General features: G+C 63.8%; 13 protein-coding genes. 2 read left to right on the forward strand and 11 right to left on the reverse strand.

What is annotated here, in order from left to right:
- Genes treY through ABIA96_RS12475 form a run of 6 tightly spaced genes read right to left on the reverse strand, consistent with a single transcriptional unit; the run spans position 1 to position 14,009 of the window.
- Positions 1 to 2,787 (reverse strand): malto-oligosyltrehalose synthase, encoded by a 2,787-nt coding sequence (gene treY, locus ABIA96_RS12450; protein ID WP_354137342.1) that lies wholly within the window; start codon positions 2,785 to 2,787, stop codon positions 1 to 3.
- 1 nt (position 2,788) lies between these two features.
- The gene (gene treZ / locus ABIA96_RS12455; protein WP_354137343.1) at positions 2,789 to 4,543 is read right to left on the reverse strand and encodes a malto-oligosyltrehalose trehalohydrolase; all 1,755 of its coding nucleotides are present in this window, start codon (positions 4,541 to 4,543) and stop codon (positions 2,789 to 2,791) included.
- The gene (gene glgX, locus ABIA96_RS12460; RefSeq protein ID WP_354137344.1) at positions 4,540 to 6,618 is read right to left on the reverse strand and encodes a glycogen debranching protein GlgX; all 2,079 of its coding nucleotides are present in this window, start codon (positions 6,616 to 6,618) and stop codon (positions 4,540 to 4,542) included. Before glgX ends, treZ begins: the two co-directional genes overlap by 4 nt.
- A 3-nt stretch (positions 6,619 to 6,621) precedes the next feature.
- The gene (gene glgB / locus ABIA96_RS12465) at positions 6,622 to 8,769 is read right to left on the reverse strand and encodes a 1,4-alpha-glucan branching protein GlgB (RefSeq protein WP_354137345.1); all 2,148 of its coding nucleotides are present in this window, start codon (positions 8,767 to 8,769) and stop codon (positions 6,622 to 6,624) included.
- A complete protein-coding gene (gene treS, locus ABIA96_RS12470; protein ID WP_354137346.1) occupies positions 8,762 to 12,052 on the reverse strand; it encodes a maltose alpha-D-glucosyltransferase in 3,291 nt (1,096 codons plus the stop codon). The genes glgB and treS overlap by 8 nt, the downstream gene beginning before the upstream one ends.
- Before the next feature lie 10 nt (positions 12,053 to 12,062).
- Positions 12,063 to 14,009, reverse strand: coding sequence for a maltotransferase domain-containing protein (locus tag ABIA96_RS12475; protein ID WP_354137347.1), 1,947 nt, complete (start codon positions 14,007 to 14,009; stop codon positions 12,063 to 12,065).
- A 203-nt stretch (positions 14,010 to 14,212) separates the two neighbouring features.
- On the opposite strand from ABIA96_RS12475, the gene malQ reads away from it, so the two are divergent.
- Positions 14,213 to 16,192: a 4-alpha-glucanotransferase gene (gene malQ / locus ABIA96_RS12480; RefSeq protein WP_354137348.1), complete on the forward strand. Its 1,980-nt coding sequence runs from the start codon at positions 14,213 to 14,215 to the stop codon at positions 16,190 to 16,192.
- A 31-nt stretch (positions 16,193 to 16,223) separates the two neighbouring features.
- The gene (locus ABIA96_RS12485; RefSeq protein ID WP_354137349.1) at positions 16,224 to 18,029 is read left to right on the forward strand and encodes a glycoside hydrolase family 15 protein; all 1,806 of its coding nucleotides are present in this window, start codon (positions 16,224 to 16,226) and stop codon (positions 18,027 to 18,029) included.
- Position 18,030: 1 nt separating this feature from the next.
- On the opposite strand, the gene ABIA96_RS12490 is transcribed toward ABIA96_RS12485, so the two are convergent.
- Genes ABIA96_RS12490 through gnd form a run of 5 tightly spaced genes read right to left on the reverse strand, consistent with a single transcriptional unit; the run spans position 18,031 to position 22,673 of the window.
- The gene (locus ABIA96_RS12490) at positions 18,031 to 18,843 is read right to left on the reverse strand and encodes an HAD family hydrolase (protein ID WP_354137350.1); all 813 of its coding nucleotides are present in this window, start codon (positions 18,841 to 18,843) and stop codon (positions 18,031 to 18,033) included.
- 15 nt (positions 18,844 to 18,858) lie between these two features.
- A complete protein-coding gene (locus tag ABIA96_RS12495) occupies positions 18,859 to 19,398 on the reverse strand; it encodes a gluconokinase (RefSeq protein ID WP_354137351.1) in 540 nt (179 codons plus the stop codon).
- Positions 19,385 to 20,134, reverse strand: coding sequence for a 6-phosphogluconolactonase (gene pgl, locus ABIA96_RS12500; RefSeq protein WP_354137674.1), 750 nt, complete (start codon positions 20,132 to 20,134; stop codon positions 19,385 to 19,387). Before pgl ends, ABIA96_RS12495 begins: the two co-directional genes overlap by 14 nt.
- The gene (zwf, locus tag ABIA96_RS12505; RefSeq protein WP_354137352.1) at positions 20,134 to 21,645 is read right to left on the reverse strand and encodes a glucose-6-phosphate dehydrogenase; all 1,512 of its coding nucleotides are present in this window, start codon (positions 21,643 to 21,645) and stop codon (positions 20,134 to 20,136) included. The genes pgl and zwf overlap by 1 nt, the downstream gene beginning before the upstream one ends.
- Before the next feature lie 29 nt (positions 21,646 to 21,674).
- Positions 21,675 to 22,673: a phosphogluconate dehydrogenase (NAD(+)-dependent, decarboxylating) gene (gene gnd, locus ABIA96_RS12510; RefSeq protein ID WP_354137353.1), complete on the reverse strand. Its 999-nt coding sequence runs from the start codon at positions 22,671 to 22,673 to the stop codon at positions 21,675 to 21,677.
- Positions 22,674 to 22,678: the final 5 nt, after the last annotated feature.

Raw genomic sequence — 22,678 nt, forward strand, 5'->3', positions numbered from 1 at the left:
TCAGGCGCGGACGCGCTGTCTCGGAGGCCTGATCGCGCTTGCCGCGCGGGCCTCGATGACCGCAGCCGGAAACTCACGAAAGGCCTGCGCGAGCGGCAATTCGTTGCCCGCGAGGCTCGGCGCGGTGTACCCGCTGATGTCGACGGTGGCGTCGAAACCTTCGAGCGTCGGCCATTTCCGCCCCCCTTGCGTGAAGGGGGCGAACTGACGCCCAACCACGACGATCGCCGCGGCTCGGCCCCGGTGACGGGCGAATGCGATGACGTGGTCTGCGTGTGCGCCACGGACTTCCAGCGGTTCGTATTCGCCCAGCGCGAAGACGTCAGCGAGCTCGTTGCGCAGCTTGAGCAGGTGCCGCGTCCAGGCGAGCTTGAGCTGCCCGTCCGGCCAGATATTGATCAGGCCACGCCAGTCCGGCGCTTCCAGCGAACCCAGCGCCTCCTGCCGTGCGGCAAAATCCACCGGGCGGCGGTTGTCGGGATCGACCAGCGACAGGTCCCAGTATTCGGTACCCTGGTAGAAATCCGGCACGCCCGGCAGCGTGGCCTTCAGCGTCAGTTGGCCCAGCGAGTTCAGCGCACCGAGCAGCGCGATGCGGCGGGCGAGGGTCTGGAGCGCCTCCAGGAATTCGCCTGACAGCGCGGGATCGAGGATTTTATCGATGAAGCTGTTGACGCCGTCCTCATACGCTTCATGCGGATTGAGCCAGCTCGTCGTCTCTTCCTTGCCTTCACGCGCCGCCTTGAGCGCATAGGCCTGGATGCGCGCGACGAAACTGGCATCCGGGCCCTCAAGCGGCCAGGCGCCGAGCAGGGTCTGGTAGAGCATGTATTCGAACGTCGCCGACGGCGCGCGCAGATTGCCCTGGAGCGCAAGGTGCGGCGCGTTCAGCACCTTCCAGCGCGAAACCGCGCTGGTCCATTCGCCGGGAATTTCGCTCAGCGCCGCGATCCGCTCGCGGGCGTCCTCGCCGCGCTTGGTGTCGTGCGTGGCGGTCGCCGTCATGCCCTGCGGCCATTCCTTGGCGCGGGCCCGCATGGCCTCGTGGAAAGCGGGAATGGTGAGGCCCTTGCTGGCGGGATCGCCGCCAACCTCGTTCAGCGCCAGCAGCCGGTGGAATTGATAGAACGCGGTGTCCTCCAGCGACTTCGCCATCATCGGCCCGGTGAATTGCTGCACCTTCAGCGCAAAACGGCGCACGCGCGGGGCGCTGTGCGGCGGACGGCCGGGCGTGAGCAGGTCCATGGTCAGCGCGTCGCGCAGGAAGTCGAAAATGCCCTCGTCCGCGGCGAACCATTCGGCGCGGGCGCGCGCGACGGTGTCGTCGATCAGCTTGCGGTCGAGCGCGGTCGGGCCACTGTGGGTCAGGTAAGTGCGATAGACCGGGAAGTGGAGCACGTACAATTCCAGCGCTTGCCGCAGGCTGTCGGCGGAAAAGTCGCGGGTTGAATAGTGCCCGTTCGCGATGCGTGCGAGCAGGCGCGTCAGCACGGTGAATTCGCTGGTCAGCAGCGTCTCCAGCACGCGCCGCTTGGCGTCCTTGACGTAAGGCGCAAGCCGTGGCGACCGGTTGCTGATCTGCCGCCAGGTCTCGTCCAGAGCCTCCAGCCCCTTGGCGTCGACCAGCACCTGCGTAATGACATTCATCCACTCATAGCCGGTGGTGCCCTGAACGCCGGCGAAATGCGGCAGGCGCTCGTGCTCGCACAGGATTTTCTCGATCACCGTATAGAACGGCTTTGTATTGCCCTGCGCATCGCGCACCAGCCGACGCAGCCGCTGGCAATATTGCGCGGGATCGCGCAGGCCGTCGATGTGATCGAGGCGGATGCCTTGCAGCTTGCCGTCGGCAACGAGTTGCTTCACCAGCCGGTGCGTGGCGGCAAACGTGCTCGCATCCTCGACGCGCAGGCCCGCAAGCCCGTTGACGTCGAAGAAGCGGCGATAGTTGATATCGCTGGATGCCAGCCGCCAATGGCCGAGCTTGTAGTTCTGCCGCTCCAGCAGATGATGCAGCGCCAGCGTCTGTGCCGGGCGATCTTTTGTCGCGCGATAGGCGGCGAGGCCGTGCGTGATGATGTCAGCGCTGCCTGCGATCTCCTTCAGCTCCACCTTGAAGGCGGGGGCTTCCTTGCGGTTCGGCCGGCGCAAGCCCGTGTAGCGCGCGGCGAGCGAGAGCAGGCGTTTGCCGGCCTCGGTTCCGCCGGCGTCCGCTTCCTTCACGATCATCCGCAAAATCTCGCCATAGCGCTCCGGCGCGATCGGCAGGCGATGTTCAAAGTACCAGGCGGAAAAACTGCCCTCATTGGGATCGTAGCGCAGTTCAATCTCGCCGCGCTCCAGCGCCTCACCGTAGGACGACCCGAGGATGGGTAACAGCACGCCGCCACGGGCGCGGAAGGCCAACTGATCCCAGTCGATATCGAATGAGACCGCATGCGGTGACGTCTGGCCCCATTCCAGCACGTCCAGCCACCAGGGATTGTCGGCAAAATGCACGCCGACATGGTTGGGCACGAAATCGATGATGAGACCGATGTCGTGCTGCGCGAGCGCATCGCTTAGCCGCGCAAAACCGGCCTCGCCGCCGAGCTCGGGATTGAACTGGCTGTGATCGACTGTGTCATAGCCGTGGGTCGAGCCCTTGCGCGCCTTCATCACCGGCGAGGCGTAGAGATGCGTGATTCCCAGCGCCTTCAGGTAAGGCACAACATCAGCGGCCTTGTCGAAGTCGAAGTCCGCGGTGAGCTGAAGCCTGTAAGTCGCGAGAGGAATCGCGGAAGGCATATCAACCTCCGAGATGCCAGACCACCGACCAGGGCGGAAGCCGGTCGCCGGTTACGCCGCCCCAGATCGGCGCGCCCGGAGCGTTGCTGGAATGCGTGATGTCTTTGTCAGACAAATTGGCGGTCAGGCTCAGCGTCGTGGCGTCACCCATGCGCCAATGCGCGGTGAGCAGGCCGTTGTCGGCGGCCTCGGCATCGCCGAAGCTCGCTCCCTTCAATCTCGGTGCGACCTCTTTGCGACGGAGCGCGAGTAGCTCCCTCACCAGCGCCAATCGCGCGTCCTGCTCCGGCGTGCGGCCGGTCCAGTCGAGCACAGCCGATTGCGGCGCGGCGGGGTCGAGCGGGTCCGGCACCTCGTCGCCGTATTTCTCGTAGGCCCAGGCATATTCCTGCTTGCGCCCCTTGCGCACGGCGTCGGCAAGTCCGCCCTGGAAATCGCAGAAGAACGGGAAGGGGACCTTCGAGCCCCATTCCTCGCCCTGAAACAGCATTGGCACCATCGATGCGAGCAGCGTCACCGCGAGCGCAGCTTCGATCTGCTGCGGCGATGCCAGGCTTTCGAGCCGGTCGCCGAGTGGACGGTTGCCGATCTGATCGTGATTCTGCAGGAAGTTGACGAAGGTCGCCGGCGGCAGCTCGCCGCTCGCTTCGCCGCGCGGCTTCTTGCCCCAGAATTCCGAGATCTCGCCCTGGTAGACGAAGCCCGAGGCGAGCGCGCGTGCCAGATCCATGCGCGGCGTCTGATAGTCCGCGTAATAGCCGGCGAGCTCGCCGGTCAGCATCACATGCCAGGCGTGGTGATAGTCGTCGTTCCACTGCGCGCGATATTTGCCGTTCGGCGGCTCCTGCGCGGCGTCGAGCAGGCTGGCGCGGTTGTCGCCGTTCTCCAGCACAAGATGAATGTGTCGCCCGGTGGCCTTGGCAAGCTCGCCGGTGGCGGCGCTGAGATCGTGCAGCATCGACTGCTCGCCAGGGATCGCCATGATGTGGTTGGCGGCGTCCAGCCTCAGCCCGTCGAAACGGTAATCGGTGAGCCAGGACAATGCATTCTCGACCGCGAACGCCCGCACCTGCGACACGCGATAGTCGATCGCGTTGCCCCAGGGTGTGTGCGCGTCGGTGAAGAAGGTCGGCGCGTAGCGGCCGAGATAATTTCCTTCAGGCCCGAAGTGATTGTAGACCACGTCGAGAAACACCATCAGTCCGCGCAGATGCGCCTCATCGATCAGCGTCTTCAACTCTTCGGGGCGGCCATAGGCACTGTCGGGCGCATACCACAGCACGCCGTCATAGCCCCAGCCGCGGCGGCCGGCGAAATCGGCAAGCGGCATCAATTCCAGCGCAGTGATGCCGGTTGCGACGAGATGATCGAGCTTGTCGATCATGGCACGGTAGGTGCCATGGCTCGTGAAGGTGCCGACATGGGCCTCGATCAGCACCGTCTCTTCCCAGGGGCGACCGCGCCAATCCTTCGCGCGCCACACGAAGGAATCGTGATCGATCACCTCGCTTGGGCCGGAGACATCCTCGGGCTGGAATGCGGACGCGGGATCGGGCACGTCGATCTCGTCGTCAATCCTGAATTTGTAGGGACTTCCGACAGGCAGGTCGGGAATCTCGGCGACATACCAGCCATCCTGCCGGCGCTGCATGGCGTGTCGCCGGTCGAGCAGGAGATCGACCCGGCGCGCACCGGGCGCCCACAAACGGAACGATACGCCCTCCTTGGTCGGCTTCGCCCCGAAGGATGGCCTCATTGCGCCCCCGCGAAGGCGAGCACGGAGCGCGGCGGCGCCTTGCTGTCGCTTCCGGGCAGGAAATCAACGCTGTTCAGCTTGGCATCCGTCGTGTTCAGGATCTGCTGCCAGCTTTTGTATTCGGGCATTTTTGGCAACTTGAATGCGATCTCTTCGGGGGCGGCGTTCAGTACGATAAAGATTGCCGCGCTGCCCGGTTCCATCGGTCCCATCACATAAGACAGAAACCGGCCTTCCGGAAATTTCCAATCGTTCTCCGTCATCTCGTTGCCTTCGGGCGTCAGCCACAGCGCGCCGTAGGAGATGCCGTCCTTCGGCCGGCCGTCGAGCCAGCGATGGCTGCGCAGTTGCGAGAACCGGCGACGGATATCGGCGAGATCGGCGACGAAATCGATCATGTCGTCGCCGTCCTTGCCGAGATTGTCCCAGCCGACCCAGCCGATCTCGTTGTCCTGGCAGTAGGCGTTGTTGTTGCCGGATTGCGAATTGCCGACCTCGTCGCCGGCGAGGATCAGCGGAATGCCCTGCGCCAGCATCAGGCAGGCCAGAACGTTCTTGCGCAGCTGCCGCCGCATCCCGATGATCGCCTGATCGTCAGTCGGGCCCTCGACACCGCAATTGTTGCTGTGATTGTCGCTGGAGCCATCGCGATTGTCCTCGCCGTTGGCCTCGTTGTGCTTCTCGTTGTAGCTGAAGAGATCGGCCAGCGTGAACCCGTCATGCACGGTGATGTGGTTGATGCTGGCGCGCGGCCGCCGTCCGTCATGGTTGAACAGGTCGGACGACGCCGTCATGCGGCTCGAGATGTCGCCGATCAGGCTGCCTTCGCCGCTCCAGTAGCGGCGCATGGCGCTGCGATAGCGATCGTTCCACTCCGACCATTGCGAGGGGAATGCGCCGACCTGGTAGCCGCCGAGTCCGAGGTCCCACGGCTCGGCAACGAGCTTGACGGTCGCGAGCACCGGATCCTGCCGGATCGCGGTCAGGAATGAGATGCCGCGATCATAGCCGTTCGGCCCGCGCGCGAGCGTCGTGGCAAGGTCGAAGCGGAAGCCGTCGACATGGCAGACTTCGACCCAGTAGCGCAGCGAATCCATCACCATCTGGAGCACGCGCGGATGGGTCAGGTTCACCGACGAGCCACAGCCGGTGAAGTCGTCGTAGTAGCGCGGATTCTCGCGGTTCAGCCAGTAATAGGAAGCGTTGTCGATGCCGCGATAACACAGCGTCGGTCCGAGATGATTGCCTTCGGCGGTGTGGTTGTAGACCACGTCGAGCATCACCTCGATGCCGGCATCGTGCAGGCGCGCCACCGTGGTGCGGAAGGAATCGAGTGCGTTGTCCTGGGCATAGCGCTGCTCCGGCGCGAAGAAGGACAGCGTATTGTAGCCCCAGTAATTGGCGAGCTTCTTCTCTACCAGCATGCGGTCGTCGACGAAGGCGTGGATCGGCAGCAGCTCCACCGTGGTGACGCCGATCTTCTTCAAATGCTCGATCATCGCCGGCGACGACAGCCCGCCATAGGTGCCGCGAAGGTTCGGCGGCACGTCATCGCGCTTCTGCGTCAGGCCCTTGACATGGGCCTCGTAGATGATCGTGTCTTCCCAGGGGATGTTGGGACGGATCTCGCGGCGGCCCCAATTGAAGGTCTCGTCGACGACAACGCCCTTGGGCATACCGCGGGCGTTGTCGCGGCGATCAAAGGACAGATCCTCGCGCGCGCTGCCGGTGCGGTAGGCGAAATGTGCATCGCTCCAGACGAGCCGCCCCGAGAGCCGCCTGGCATAGGGGTCGAGCAGCAGCTTGTTGGCGTTGAAGCGATGGCCATGCTCCGGTTCATAGGGGCCGTGCACGCGATAGCCGTAGAGCTGGCCCGGCGAGACGTCGTTGAGATAGCCGTGCCAGACGTCCTCCGTACGCTCCGGTAATTCGATCCGCTCCAGCTCGCGGCGGCCCTGGGGGTCGAACAGGCAGAGCTCGACCTTCTGAGCGTTGGCGGAGAACAGCGCGAAATTGGTGCCGCGTCCGTCCCAGCTCGCGCCGAGGCGTGCGTGCGATCCAGCAGTCAGGCGCATCGGTCAGCTTTCCGGAACGAGGAAGATCGCGGCGAGCGGCGGAATGGTGAGGCGGAGCTCGGGCGTCTTGCCGTCAACGGTCTGAACCTCGCCGATGTTCCCGACATTGGTGCCGCCATAATGGGCGGAGTCTGAGTTGAACACCTCTTTCCACTTGCCGCCAAAGGGCACGGGGACGCGGTAGCTGCGGTAGACGTTCGGTGAGAAGTTGATGATTACCAGACACCGCGCGTGCTCGTCGAATCCCTTGCGCAACCAGGCGAAGACGTTGCGGTTGGCGTCGTCCGTGACCAGCCATTCGAAGCCGGCCTGGTCGCAGTCCATCTGGTGCAGCGCCGGCACCGCGCGATAGAGCCGGTTGAGGTCGCGGATCACTGCCTGGATGCCGGAATGATATTTGTATTCGAGCAGGTGCCAGTCGAGCGACTGGTCGTGATTCCACTCCCGGCTCTGCGCGATCTCCGCGCCCATGAACAACAGCTTCTTGCCGGGGTGGCCAAACATGAAGCTGTAATAGGCGCGCAAATTGGCAAAGCGCTGCCATTCGTCGCCGGGCATGCGGCCGAGGAGCGAGCGCTTTCCGTGCACGACCTCGTCATGTGACAGCGGCAGGATGAAGTTTTCCGAGAACGCGTAGTGCAGGCCGAACAGGATGTCGCCGTGATGATGCTTGCGGTGGATGGGATCCTTGCTGATGTAGTTCAGCGTGTCGTGCATCCAGCCCATGTTCCACTTGTAGCCGAAGCCGAGCCCGCCGAACTCCACCGGGCGCGAGACCTGCGGCCATGCGGTGGATTCTTCCGCCGCCGTGGTTGCCTGCGGGAATCGCGCGAATAGTTCGGTGTTGAAGCGACGCAGAAAGTTTATGGCCTCGATGTTCTCGCGGCCGCCATACTGGTTCGGGATCCAGGCGCCCGGCGGACGGCTGTAGTCGAGGTAGAGCATGGACGCCACCGCATCGACGCGCAGGCCGTCGATGGCGTATCGCTCCAACCAGAACAGTGCGTTCGACACCAGAAAATTCGTCACTTCGGTGCGGCCGTAATTGTAGATCAGCGTGCCCCAGTCGAGGTGGCGGCCCTGCAGCGGATTAGCGTGCTCGTAGAGCGAGGTACCGTCAAAACTGCCGAGCCCGTGCGGATCGTCGGGGAAGTGACCGGGCACCCAGTCGAGCAGCACGCCGATGCCCTCGCGATGGCAGGCATCGACCAGCGCGGCAAAATCCTCCGGCGTACCGAAGCGGCTGGTCGGCGCATAGAGGCCCGTCGGCTGATAGCCCCAGGAGCCGTCGAACGGATGCTCACTCACAGGCAGGAATTCGAGATGTGTAAAACCCATGTCGCGCGCGTAGGCCGGCAGCTGCTCGGCGAGCTCGCGATAGGTCAGCCACTCGTCGCCATTCTTGCGCCGCCACGAGCCAAGATGGACCTCGTAGATCGACATTGGCGCCGACAGTGCATTGATGCCGTCAGGTGCGGGCCGCGGACGCGGAAGGTGTGCTTCGTCGAACACGATGGATGCTGTCTTTGGACGCACCTCGCTCGCAAACGCCATGGGGTCGGACTTCAGCGGCAGCTGATGGCCGTGCGGTCCAACGATATCGAACTTGTAGTGATCACCGGCCTTGGCGTGCGGAATGAACAATTCCCAATAGCCGGCCCCGCGCACCCGCATCGGGTGACGCCGCCCGTCCCAGAAATTGAAATCACCGACCACGGACACGCGTCGCGCATTCGGCGCCAGCACGACGAAGCCGATGCCGTCGATGCCTTCGAGCCGCATCGGATGTGCGCCGAGCTTATCGTAGATGCGCTGATGGGTACCTTCGCCGAGCAGATAGAGGTCGAAATCGGTCAGGATTGGCGGGAAGCGGTAGGCATCCTCGAACTCGACGACGTCGTCGCCGAACTTCGCGCGCAGCTGGTAACGCTTCGAGCCGTTGGGCAGAGCGCCGATGAACAGGCCGGAAGCGTGGACGCGATCAAGTTGCGCGACCTCGCCGTGCTCACCCACCGCCTCGACATTCGAGGCATCAGGCAGGAAGGCGCGCACCACGCTTTTTCCACCCTCAGGATGCAGCCCGAGATAGTGGAAAGGGTCGGAGTGACGGCCCTCGATGATCGCGTAAGCTTCGGCAGGCAATTTAGGCATGGGCTTCGCTCTCGGCACTGGACAGAATGCGAAGCAGGCCGGTCAGCGGCGCATTGAGCCCCTCCGGCCGGTGGGACAGCTCGTACTCTACCTCGTCGAACACTTGATCAAGCAGGAAAAACCTTAACATGCCTTCCGCGGAATGGTCCTCTTCCGGCCAGAGACGTCGATCGGTCATGGCCTCACGATAAGCAGACAGGAAGGTCGCGGTGGCGTGTTCGCGCCATTCGCCGAGCGCGGCTGTGAGCCGGCCCTGCTCGTCATTGGCCCCCGAGAGCGCCCGGTTAAGAGCCGCGTTAACCGAAAGATCAATCGAGCGGACCAGGCCCGCGACGTCGCGCGCGGCAGGTAGTTTGCGCCGCTTGTCGGCCAGGGCGAGGCGCGGATCGCCGTCGAAGTCGATGATGAAGATGTCGTCCTTCACGATCAGAGTTTGCCCGAGGCGGAAGTCGCCATGATGACGGATGTTCAACCCGCCGATGTCGGATGGCAAGAGCGCATTGAGGTGGTCGGGCAGGGTCGCGCGCACCGCGGCCAGTTGATCGATCAGCGGACGATCGCCCTCGCGCAGCCCGTCGCGGCTGTCGGCCAGCCGTTCGAAAACGCGCTCGGCGCGCGCCTTGAGGTCCGAGGTCCAGCGCTTGATATGCGTGGGGCCGATCGGCTCCGGCGCGAGATCGGCAGCCTTTGCTGCGGCCAAAGCCACGTGCAGCTCGGCGAGCCGCCGGCCGGTCTGCGCCATGAAGTGCAAATAGGGCGCCTGCTCCTGGGTTACCCGGGGCTCGTCCACCGGTCCCAACCGCTGCTCATCGATGTAGCGATCGAGATAGCCCGTGGTCACGGCCCAGCCGTCGCCCTGGTTCTCGACATAGGCGTGCAACACGCCGACCGCGCTGCGGCTATCGCCTTCGACCAGTTCGACGCTGCCGAGGAGCGCCGGCGCATTGGCAAAGCGGGCAGTCTCGGTCAGGTAGCAGCCGATCTCGATCTCGGGATTGATGCCGCTCTCGAGCTGGCGATGGATCTTGGCGACATACTGGTTGTCGACAAGGGCCGTGCTGTTCGACTGCTCGATCGCGCGGATGCGTTCGGGCTCCTTGATGGTGTAATCGGCGAACCGGCTGGTGGCCTTGAACTCCAGCCGCAGATTGTTTTCTTCCACAACGAGGTTCTGCGACAGGCTCCGCAGGAAGAGCCCGATGAAGATCTGGTCGGTCGCGACGTCGAGCAGCGTGCCCTCGCGCGCGCCCTGGCGCACGGCGGCAAGCGCCTTCGGGTTGAAGCGTTCGCGGTCGAAGCGAACCCACTCGATCTGCATCGGCAGCACGTAGCGCGTGGAGACGCCGTCCTGCGTCGTCTCGAAGAACGCGATCCAGGGTCTGTTATCGCCGATGTCGCTGAACGGCACCGCCGAGGTCAGCGTGGGCTTGATGTGCTTGGGGTTGTGCTCGGGATACCAGCGCGTCCGCGACAGGAAGTCCGGCAGCACGTCATGCTCGAACACGCCGCGCTCGCGCGCCAGCGACACCCAGGTCGAGTTGACCGGGACCACCAGCGTTTCGAACTCCGGCACCGCGCGCGGCGTCACCGGCTCGGATTTGTCGCGCTCCTTGAGCTGGAACCAATAGAAGCCGTATGGCCCCAGCGTGATCATGTAGGGCAGCTCGCCGATCGACGGAAAACGCGTGCGGCCGAGCATCTCCTGCGGGATACGGTCCTTCCATGGCGACAGATCAAGCTCGGTTGCCTGTGCAGCGCGCGAGAGGTTGGCGACGCAGAGGATCACCTCGTCGCCATACTGCCGGACATAAGCGAGCACGGCACGGTTGGACGGGCGGATGAAAGTCATGGTGCCGCGGCCGAAAGCGAGCGTCGACTTGCGCACGGAGATCAGCCGCTTGGTGGCGTTGAGCTGCGATGACAGGCTGCGCGACTGCGCTTCCACGTTCACCGATTCATAGCCGTAGACGGGATCCATGATCGGCGGCGCGTAAAGGCGGGCGGGATCGGCACGTGAGAAGCCGCCATTGCGGTCCGGGCTCCACTGCATTGGCGTGCGCACGCCGTTGCGGTCGCCGAGATAGATGTTGTCGCCCATTCCGATCTCGTCGCCGTAATAGATGATCGGCGTGCCCGGGAACGACAGCAGCAGCGAGTTCATCAGCTCGATCTTGCGGCGATCATTGTCCATCAGCGGCGCGAGCCGCCGGCGGATGCCGACATTGATGCGCGCGCGTGGATCATTGGCGTAGGTGGTCCAGAGATAGTCGCGTTCGACGTCGGTGACCATCTCCAGCGTCAGCTCGTCATGGTTGCGCAGGAACAGCGCCCATTGGCAGCTCGCGGGAATGTCCGGCGTCTGGCGCAGGATGTCGGTGATCGGGAAGCGGTCCTCCTGTGCGATCGCCATATAGATGCGCGGCATCAGCGGGAAGTGGTAGGCCATCTGGCATTCGTCGCCGCGGCCGAAATATTCCTGCACGTCCTCCGGCCATTGATTGGCCTCGGCGAGCAACAGCTTCCCCTTGGAGTAGGAGTCCAGTTCATGGCGCAGGCGCTTGATGATCGCATGCGTCTCGGGCAGGTTCTCGTTCGAGGTGCCCTCGCGTTCGCAGAGGTAGGGAATGGCGTCCAGCCGGAAGCCGTCCACGCCGGCGTCCAGCCAGCGCTTCATCACCTGAATGATGGCGCTGACGACGCGCGGATTGTCGAAATTGAGGTCGGGCTGGTGCGAGAAGAAGCGATGCCAGTAGAACGCGCCGGCCTCGGGATCCCAGGTCCAGTTCGACTTCTCGGTATCGGTGAAGATGATCCGCGTGCCCTGGTATTTCTGGTCGGTGTCGCTCCAGACGTACCAGTCGCGGGCGCTCGAGCCTGCCGGGCTGCGGCGCGCGCGCTTGAACCAGTTGTGCTCGTCGGAGGTATGGTTGACGACCAACTCGGTGATGACGCGAAGCCCTCGCTTCTGCGCCTCCTGGATGAAACGCTTGAAGTCTTTCATCGTCCCGAAATCGGGATTGATCGAACCGTAGTCGCCGATGTCATAGCCGTCGTCGCGGCCGGGCGAGGGGTAGAACGGCAGCAGCCACAGCGCGGTGACGCCGAGGTCCTGGAGATAGGGCAGCTTCTCGGTCAGGCCCGCGAAGTCGCCAATGCCGTCATTGTTGCTGTCGGCAAAGGCCTTGACGTGGAGCTGATAGATAATGGCGTCCTTGTACCAGAGCTCGTCCACGATCTCGGCAGCCTCGGCTTTCTTGGTGTCGACGGAAGATAGAACATTCATGGCGTGATCCTTACGCCAGGCAGCGGAACAGCAGCGCCGGATCGCGGTCGGGATCGATACGCAATTTGATCCCGCCCCATTCGATGCGGGACTGTTCGCCTGTCATGAGATTTTCGATTGTCGTGACGTGGCGGCGTTCGCCGCCGACGTCGATGGTGAGGTCGCCGAGCGGCAGCCAGAACTCGCGCACATGGCGCGAGAGTGCGATGGCCGCAACGATCATGTTGCCCGGTTCAGCCGCCTCCCTGGCGAAGGCGATGGTCTCGCCGTCCTCGATGCCGAGGAAGCGCAAATTGGTGGTCTGCTGGAACGCCGCGTTTTCGTTGCGGATGCGGTTGAGCGCGGTGATGTAGGGCTTGATGTTGTCGGGCTTGTCCCAGTCGCGCTGGCGGATCTGGTACTTCTCGGAATCCTGATATTCTTCATGGCCGGGGATGGCTTCGTGCTCGAGCAGCTCGAACCCGCTGTAAAGGCCGTAATTGCTCGACAACGTTGCGGCCAGCGCAACGCGCGATTTGAACATCCAGTCCTCGCCACTCTGGAGATGATAGGGCAGCAGGTCGGGCGTGTTGACGAACAGGTTCGCGCGATAGAAGTCCCGCTCGGGATAACGCGTCAGCTCGCCGAGATGTTGCTCCAGCTCTCCTTTCCCCGTGCGCCAGGGGAAATAGGTAAAGGACTGCGCGAAGCCGAGCTTGGCGAGCCCCTTCATCAGCTTCGGCCGCGCAAAGGTCTTGGAGAACAGGATCACCTCGGGATGCCGGAGACGAATGTCGCGGATCAGCCACTCCCAGAACGGAAGCGGTGCGGTATCGTGATTGTCGATCGCAAAAATGGTCACGCCATGGTCGATCCAGAACAGCATGGTGTCGCGGAACGCGCTCCACAGGCCGATCCGATCGACGCAGGCGAAATCGGGGATGACGATATCCGAATAGGGACCGTCCGCCGTCCGCACCGAGCGGTCCGGCCGCCATTTGAACCATTCCGGGTGCTGCGTCAGCCAGGGATGATCCGGCGAACATTGCACGGCGAAATCGAGCGCGAGCTCAAGGCCGTATTCGAGGCAGGTCGCGACCAGCGCGCGGAAATCCTCGATGGTACCGAGCTCGGGATGCAGCGCATCGTGACCGCCTTCGGCAGCGCCGATCGCATAGGGCGAGCCCGGCTCGCCGTCGGTCGCCACCGGCGCATTGTTGCGGCCCTTGCGGTGGGTGCCGCCGATCGGATGGATCGGCGTGAAATAGAGCACGTCAAAGCCCATCGCGGCGATATCGGGCACGCGCGCGATGCAGTCGCGGAGCGTGCCGTGCTGGCCGGCGACCTTGCTCTGACTGCGGGGCATCATCTGATACCAGGCACCAAAGCGCGCTTTGTCACGATCGATGATCAGCGGGAAGTTGGGTGAACGGGTCAGGTCGGGTCGCGCCTGGCTCTCGGCCATGGCCTTGCTCAGTTCGGTCGCAAGCAGCGGCGCGACATCGCCGCTGCCGAGATAATCCTCGCATTGCCTGACGATCACGGCCGCTGCGTCCTGCCGCGCGCCATGCGCCTTGGTCAGCAGGCCAGCGCCCTCGATGGCATCGAGCGTGACGTCGCCGCCGGACAGCTGCTTGCGCTCGAGCCCGTGGCGCCAGGTGGCGAACTCGTCGGTCCAGGCTTCGATGGCATAGATATACTGACCGGGCTCGGCCGGCACGAAGGCGCCGGACCAGCGGTCATTGCCGTGATGGATCATCGGCTCGTTCCGCCATTCCCGGTCCTGCTCTCCGCGCCAGACCAGCGCGGCGCTGATCGTCGCATCGCCGTCGCGGTAGATGTCGGCCCAGACCTCGACCCGCTCTCCCGCGATCCGTTTCACGGCAAAGCGACCGCCGTCGATCAAGGGATAGACGTCTTCGATCAGGAAAGCGCTGCCGGCAGCGGCACTCTCGACAGTTTGAATTGTCTTGTTCACGGTGATGCCATTGACAAGAAAGCAGGAGCCCGTTTCCCTTGTCGGGAACCCACACTTGATACCAATATAGAAAGCCGCTTGTGTGTCATTGGTTCCCTTGGGAACGGCAGGCGCGGTCTGTGAGTTAAGTCCGTCTAACCTCTTCCGCGACCTCATTAAAATCAATGACCTCGGCCGATAATGGCCTGCAAGCTGCGTGCCGAATGGACCTTTTAGCTCAAGCCCGGATCAAGGGCGTTCAATCCGAATTCGTCGATGCCCTTGGAAAGCTGCGGATCACTGCGCCCGAGGCGCTTAAATCCATCCTCGATGCCCTTCCGGAGAAGCGGGTCTACCGCTTTGTCAGTGGGCCGGTCGTGGTTCGCGCGCTGGGCAATCCACGCACCGAGCTCGCGGCCATCGGAGCTGCGCCGCTGCGATGGAAAATCACCGGTAACGGCCAAATCAGCGGCAATCCCAATGTGATCGCGCAAGGCGAGACGCGCGAGCCGGTGATTGCCTGGCCTGAAGGCCTGCCGCTCGGTTATCACCGGCTGACGCTGACCGACGCGAAGGGCGGGACGGAAGAGGTGCCGATGATCGTGGCACCCGAGCGCGCCTTTGGTGGCGATTTCGACCGCGGCTGGCTGCTCGCCGTGCAGCTCTACAGCGTCCGCTCGGACCGCAATTGGGGGATCGGCGATTTCACTGATCTGGCCGGCCTGGTCAAGCTCGCCAAGCAATTGGGCGCCGACGGCGTTGGCCTCAATCCGCTGCACGTCCTGTTCGATAATCATCCGGCCGATTGTAGCCCCTATTCGCCGAACAGCCGGCTGTTTCTCAATCCGCTCTATATCGACGTCGAGGCGATCCCGGAATTCTCGGCAGACCTCATCCCGGACGCTGCCACGACCGCCGCGCGGCTGCGCGAAGGTGATCGTGTCCCTTATGCCGATATGGCGGCGCTGAAATGGCTGGGCTTGCGCGCCGCCTTTGACAGTTTCGTGAAAACCGCGAGCGGTGTCCGCCGCAACCAGTTTGATGCCTTCCGCGCTGAGCGGGGGGCGCTGCTGTCCCGCTTCGCCTGCTTCGAGGTGCTGCGACATCGCTTCACCAGGCCGTGGTGGGAATGGCCGGTGGAATGGCAGCAACCGGACGATTCCAAATGCGCCGCTTTGCGCAACGGTCCCGACAAACACGAAGTCGAATTCGTCGAATTCGTGCAATGGACCGCAGATAGCCAATTGCACGCCGCAAAGGCGCTGTCTGCCGAGCTCGGCATGCGCGTCGGGCTCTATCTCGACGTCGCCGTCGGCGTCCAGTCCAACGGCTTCGATGCCTGGAACGAGCAGACGGCGATCTCCCGGCAGCTCGCGGTCGGCGCACCGCCCGACGTGCTCAACACCGTCGGGCAGGATTGGGGCCTGGCCGGCTTCAATGCCGGTGGCCTCGAGGCGCAATCCTTCGTGCCCTTCGCCGACATGGTGGCCGCCTCGATGCGGCATGCCGGCGCGATCCGGCTCGATCATGTGCTGGGGCTGAAACGGCTTTATCTTGTCCCGCGCGGCTTCAAGCCCGACAACGGCGCCTATGTGCAGATGCCGCTGGAGGCGCTGCTGGCGGCGGTCGTGCGCGAGAGCGTCACCCATAAATGCATCGTGATCGGCGAAGACCTCGGCACCGTGCCGGAAGGTTTTCGCGAGACCATGCAGGATTTCGGCATCTGGTCCTATCTCGTGATGATGTTCGAGCGCGACGATGCCGGTCATTTCCGCAACATCGACCATTACCGGCCGAACGCGCTGGTCACGCTGAACACGCATGATCTCTGCACCTATGCCGGCTGGCGCTCGTTCAGCGATCTCAGGATGAAGCTGTCGCTCGGGCTCGATCCCGGCGAGGACGACCAGGCGCGCTGGAATGCGCTCGGCGGACTCGACCAGATCCTGCGCCAGAACGGCATTAAGGCGAACGATCTCTATTCGGTGCTCGCCTTCCTGTCGCGCACGCCGTCGCGGCTGCTCGCGGTGTCGATGGAAGATCTGCTCGGCGTGATCGACCAGCCCAACATTCCCGGCACGATCGACGAGCATCCGAACTGGCGCCAGCGGCTGCCTGTTACGCTCGACAAGATCGCCGCCAAGGTCGATCTCGCAGCTTTGAAGGCTGCGACGCGGGAACGTTCGTTGCCCGGCGGGAGTTGATTGACCGGGGTTGTTCAAGGTTCGCACGACATTGTCAGAGAAGATCGAGGATTATGCGTTGATCGGCGACTGCGAGACCGCAGCGCTGGTCGGACGCAACGGCTCGATCGACTGGTTGTGCTGGCCGGCGTTCGATTCCGATGCCTGCTTTGCCGCGATCCTCGGCACCCATAAGAATGGCCGCTGGCTGATCGCGCCGGGCGAGGACGTCACCACGATTTCGCGCCGCTATCTCGGCGATACCCTCATCCTGGAAACGCGATTTGAGACCAAGGGCGGCACCGTCGCGTTGATCGACTTCATGCCGCCGCGCGGCAAGGCCTCCGACATCGTGCGACTGGTGCGCGGAGTTAGCGGCACGGTGAAGATGCGGATGGAACTCGTGATCCGCTTCGGCTTCGGCGTCGACATTCCCTGGGTGAGGCGGATCGACCATTCGCTGGTGGCGGTCGCCGGCCAGGACATGACGGTGCTGCGGACGCCGGCCAAGACCCGCGGCGAGGATCTGACCACGGTGTCCGACTTCGAGGTCAAGGCCGGCGAGACCGTGCCGTTCGTGCTGACCTACGGTCCCTCGCATCTCGATCCGCCCGCGCCGATCGACCCGGAGGTCGCGTTTCAGGAGACTGAAAAATTCTGGCGGGAGTGGAGTGACCGCTGCGACCGCAAGGGCGATTACCACGACCTCGTCATGCGCTCGCTGATCACGCTGAAGGCGCTGACGTTTGGTCCTACTGGCGGCATCGTCGCTGCGCCAACGACGTCGCTGCCGGAAAAGCTCGGCGGTAGCAGGAACTGGGACTACCGCTTTTGCTGGTTGCGCGACGCCACTTTCACGCTGCTGGCGCTGATGAACTCGGGCTATACCGAGGAAGCACTGGCCTGGCACAATTGGCTGTTGCGCGCTGCCGCCGGCTCGCCTGCCAAGATGCAGATCATGTACGGCATCTGGGGCCAGCGCAGGCTGCTGGAATGGGAGGCGGGTTGGCTCGACGGCTATGAAGGCGCCAAGCCCGTGCGCGCCGGCAATGCCGCGCATGCGCAGCTTCAGCTCGATGTGTACGGCGAACTGATCGACGCTTTCCACCAGTCGCGCATGGCCAAGCTCAAGCTCGATGATGAAGCGACCTGGGCGCTGGAATGCGCCGTGCTTCAGCATCTCGCCGGGGTCTGGGATCGGCCCGATCATGGCATCTGGGAGCGGCGCGGCCAGCCCAGGCACTACGTGTTCTCCAAGGTGATGACCTGGGTCGCCTTCGACCGCGCCATCAAGAGCGCCGAAACCTTTGGCTTCAAGGCGCCGCTGCTGCACTGGCGCGCCTTGCGCGAAGCCATTCACCGCGACGTCTGCAACCGGGGGTATGATGCGGAGGCAAACGCCTTCGTCGAGTGCTACGGCTCAAAGTTGCTCGACGCCAGCGTGCTGCTGCTGCCTGCGGTCGGTTTCCTGAAGGCGTCAGATCCGCGCATCCGCGGCACCATCGCGGCTGTCGAGAAGCACATGATGCGGGACGGCTTCGTGCTGCGCCATGATCCGCGCGAGGTCTCCGAGGAGAAGCAGCCGATCGAGGGCGCGTTTCTGGCCTGCAGCCTGTGGCTCGCCGACGCTTACGTGCTGGCGGGCGATCTCGACAAGGCGCAGGAATTGTTCGATCGCGTGGCGGCTCTCGCGAACGATGTCGGGCTATTGGCCGAGGAATATGATTCTGTCGCGCGCCGCCAGACCGGAAATTTCCCGCAGGCCCTGACCCATATCGCGCTGATCAACACCGCGCACAACCTCTCCGCGGCAAGGCACGCGAGCGAGAAGCCGGCGATGCAGCGATCGAAGCAGTGACTTAACCAGCCCCGTTCCGCTTCAAGATCATCTCCATCGCTTCCGCAAAACCATCCTGCTCGTTGGTCGCGGTGACGTTCGTGGCCTGCTCCTTGACGCTGTCGGTGGCGTTGCCCATGGCGATCGAGACGCCGCTGACGGAGAACATCGCGAGGTCGTTCTGCATATCGCCGATGGTGGCGACCGCGTCGGTGGAAATGCCCAGGCGCTTGGCCATGGCCTGCACGAAGGTGCCCTTGTTGAAACCGGGCGGGGTGATGTCGAGATAGTAGGTCTGGGAGCGGACAGCGGTCGCTTCGCTGCCGAGCGCCTGCTGCATTGCCTTTTCGCAGGCCTCGAGGCCGGCCGCGTCGGCGCTGGCGCCGACGATTTTGCAGGCGCTCGCGAGGTATGGAGAAAAATCCGTCACGATCGTGGGCTCGGAGCGGATCGTGTGCTGTTCATGCGCGACGTATTTACCGCTGGGGTTGTCGATCAACCATTTGTCGTAGGTGAAGAGCCAGATATCGGCGCCGAACTCCCGGAGGATCTGCAAGCTGCGTTCGGCTGCGTCCTTCGGGATCAGATGCTGCTCGACCGGATTCATCTCGGGGTCGACGATCGAGGAGCCGTTGAACGGGCCGACCGGCAGCCACAGCGCCAGTGGCTCGATCAGGAAGCGCATGCCGATGGCAGGGCGGCTCGAGGTGATGGTGAAGCCGATGCCGGCCTGGTGCAGTCGGTGCACCGCGGATCTCGCGCGGTCCGTCAGCGTCTTGTCCTTGGTGAGCAGCGTGCCGTCGACATCGGAGACGACCAGGGAGATTTTCGTCATAGCAGTAACCTTGGGTTATACGGTCTTGCTCTTGCCGCCGTCGAATTTCAGCTGCCGCACGATGCCGTCCACGATCGCCTCGACTGATTCATCGATCGACGCCGTGATGACGTGCTCGCTCGCCTCGGGCGGCTCCAGCGTGTTGAACTGGCTGGTCAGGAGTCCGGGCGGCATGAAATGGCCCTTGCGGTGCGCGAGCCGGTCGGCGATCAGCTCCTGCGTGCCCTTCAGGAACACGAAGCGCACGTCACTGCGCCCGCGCAGCAGCACGTCGCGATAGGTGTGCTTCAGCGCCGAACAGGCAATGATGACATGCTCGCCCGTGTTGCAGACCCGCGCGATCTCGTCGGCGATGGCGTTGAGCCAGGGCCAGCGATCCTCGTCGGTGAGGGGATGGCCTGCCTTCATCTTCTCCACATTGCTCGCCGGGTGAAAGCCGTCGCCGTCCTCGAACCGCCAGCCGAGCCGGCTGCCGAGCAATTCCGCAACGGTGCTTTTTCCCGAGCCCGACACGCCCATCACGATCAACGCACAAGGTGCTTTAGCGCCCGCCACGAATTCCCCCCGGAAGCGCGGCCTGGTCGACCATCCAGACGGTCTCACCATTCGAGCGCGCGCGTACAGCCGGCAGAGTCTCGCCATTGAGCAGGCGCGTCAAGATCGGCTGCTTGTCATGCCCAGCGATCTCGAACAGCATTTCGCGGCAGGAGGCCAGCGCGGGGAGCGTCAGCGAGACCCGCGGCACGAAGGGGGCGACATTGGCCTTGGGGACCCCGACGACCCAGCGCGTGGTCTCCTCGATGGCGGGATAGCCGGGAAACAGCGATGCGGTGTGGCCGTCAGGGCCGGCACCCATCAGCACCATGTCAAACAGCGGTCGCGCTGGATCGAGGCTTTCAGACCCGTAGAAGGCTTTTAGCTCGCGCGCATAGGCCTCCGCGCTCCCGTCCGGATTTTCGGCCGTGGTCGGAATCGGGTGGATCTGATTGGCTGGCGCATGGCGATCGAGAAACGTGGCGCGCGCGACCGCCATATTGTTGAGGGGATCGCTCCCGGGGACAAAACGCTCGTCGCCGATGAACCAGTGCACGCGGTCCCAGGGGATCTTGCCACGCCAGGCGTCGCTGCCGAGCAGCTGATAGAGCTTCTTCGGGCTCGATCCGCCGGTGAGGCAGATCGCGATGCGGCCAGGATTGGCGGCGATCCGCGCCGTCACCCGCGCCGCTGCAGCCTGCGCCAGGGCTTCAGCGTCGGCGACGACGATCAGCTTCGGCTGGTCGGCCGCTGCCATCACGAAAATTTCCGCCAGCTGCGACCGTCGCGGCGCAGCAGCTCATCGGCACAGGCCGGGCCGTCACTGCCGGCGGGGTAGGTTTCGATGCCGTTGGTGCCCGCGTTCTTCCAGGCATCGAGGAATGGCTGCACCGCCTGCCAGCCTGCTTCGATGCCATCGGCGCGCTGGAACAGGATGTTGTCACCGATCATGCAGTCGTAGATCAGCGTCTCGTAGCCGGTCGAGGGATCGGCCCGGAAATAATCGCCGTACTTGAATTTCATCTCGACGCCGTCGATGGTGATGCTCGGCCCCGGGATCTTGGCGTTGAACTGAAGCTCGATGGTCTCGGTCGGCGCGATGCCGATGGTCAGGAAGTTCTGCGAGAGACGGTCGACCGTGGTGCCCGAGAACATCGACAGCGGCGCCTGCTTGAACTTGATCGCGACTTCCGTCCGCTTGTGGCCCAGCGCCTTGCCGGTGCGCAAGTAAAACGGCACGCCGGCCCAGCGCCAATTGTCGATCATCAGTTTTAGCGCGACAAAGGTCTCGGTGGTGCTGCCCGACTTGACGTCCTCGGTCTTGCGGTAGTCCGGGATGTCGTTGTCGCCAATCTGGCCCGCGAGATATTGTGCGCGAACCGAATTGTTCAGTGCTTCATCCTGGTTCGGCTGCTGGATCGACGTGAGCACCTCGGCCTTCTCGGAGCGCACGGAGTGGGCGTCGAAACGCGCGGGCGGCTCCATCGCGACCAGCGACATCAACTGGAACAGATGGTTCGGCACCATGTCGCGCAGCGCGCCGGTGGCGTCGTAGAAGCCGCCGCGATGGCCGACGCCGAGCTTCTCCTCGACGGTAATCTGGATATGGTCGATATGGTTGCGATTCCAGATCGGCTCGAACATCCCGTTGGCAAAGCGCAGCACCAGGATGTTCTGCACCGTCTCCTTGCCGAGATAATGGTCGATCCGGTAGATCTGGTGCTCGTCCATGATCTTCAGCAGCTCGGCATTCAGGGCCTTGGCCGATGCGAGATCGGTGCCGAACGGTTTTTCGATCACCAGCCGCCGCCAGGCGCCGTTCTCCTTCATCATGCCGGTCCGGCCGAGTTCACGCGCTGTCGGTGCGAACGCGGCAGGCGGGGTCGCCAGATAGAACAGGCGATTGCCGCCGGTATCCTGCGCGCATTCCAGCGAATCCAGATGCTCGCGCAAGCGATCGAAGGAGGGCGGGTCCTTCGAATCGGCTTCGACGAAGGTCACGCATTGCAGCAGCCTCTGGGCGATATCGTCGTCCACGGGCCGCGTCGCGAATTGCTTGAGACCCTTCAAAAGGCTGTCGCGCAGCTCGTCGTCCGACATGGCGTTGCGGCCGACGCCGACGACGCAGAACTTCTCCGGCAGCAGATGTTCTGCGGCCAGATTGTACAGAGATGGCATCACCAGACGGTGAGTGAGGTCGCCGGTCGCACCAAAAATGATGAAGGCGCAATTTTCCGGCTTGCGCTTGGCTTGCTGCTCTTTTGTCACGAAATATCGGCCTTCGCTCTATGGAGTTCTTATTTGGGCTTCAAGCCGTCCGGCTGTTTCGGCTCCTTGTGGCCGCCGAAGCCTGCACGCATCGCGGAGAGAATTTTTTCGGCGAAGGTGTGTTCCTTGCGGGAACGGAAACGTGCGTAGAGGGCCGCGGTCAGGACTTCGGCCGGCACCGCCTCGTCGATCGCCGCGTTCACGGTCCAGCGTCCTTCGCCGGAATCCTCGACGAAGCCGGAATATTCCGAGAGTGTCGGGTTATCGGCAAGCGCCGTCGAAGTGAGATCGAGCAGCCAGGACGGGATCACCGAGCCACGCCGCCACACCTCGGCGATGTCGGGGAGATTCAAATCGTAACGATGATCGGCAGGCAAGGCGTCGATGTTGGCGTTCTTGAGGATGTCGAAACCCTCGGCGTAGGCCTGCATTAGGCCGTATTCGATACCGTTGTGGATCATCTTGACGAAGTGGCCGGCGCCGACGGGACCGGCATGGATGTAGCCCTGCTCGATGCGGGGATCGCGACCGTCACGTCCTTCCGTGCGCGGGATATCGCCGGCGCCGGGCGCAAGCGCCGCGAAGATCGGATCGAGCCGGTCGACGACGGGCTTCTCGCCGCCGATCATCATGCAATAGCCGCGGTCGAGGCCCCAGACGCCGCCGGAGGTGCCGACGTCGACATAATGGATGCCGCGCGCCTTCAGCGCCTTGCCGCGGCGGACGTCGTCCTGCCAGAAAGTATTGCCGCCGTCGATGATGACGTCGCCGTCCTGCATCACGCCCGCGATCGTGTCGATCGTCTGCTCGGTGATGCGGCCCGCAGGCAGCATCACCCAGGCCGTGCGCGGCCGCTCCAGTTTCGAGATGAACTCTTCCAGCGTCGCCGAGCCCATCGCACCGTCCGCGGTGAGACCTGCGACGGCCTTGGCGTCCTTGTCATAGACCACGGTCGAATGGCCGTGACGCATCAGCCGGCGAACGATGTTGCCGCCCATCCGGCCGAGACCGATCATGCCGAGTTGCATTGAGA

The organism is Bradyrhizobium sp. LB11.1 (genome assembly GCF_040549385.1).
In the GTDB taxonomy this organism is placed as follows: domain Bacteria; phylum Pseudomonadota; class Alphaproteobacteria; order Rhizobiales; family Xanthobacteraceae; genus Bradyrhizobium.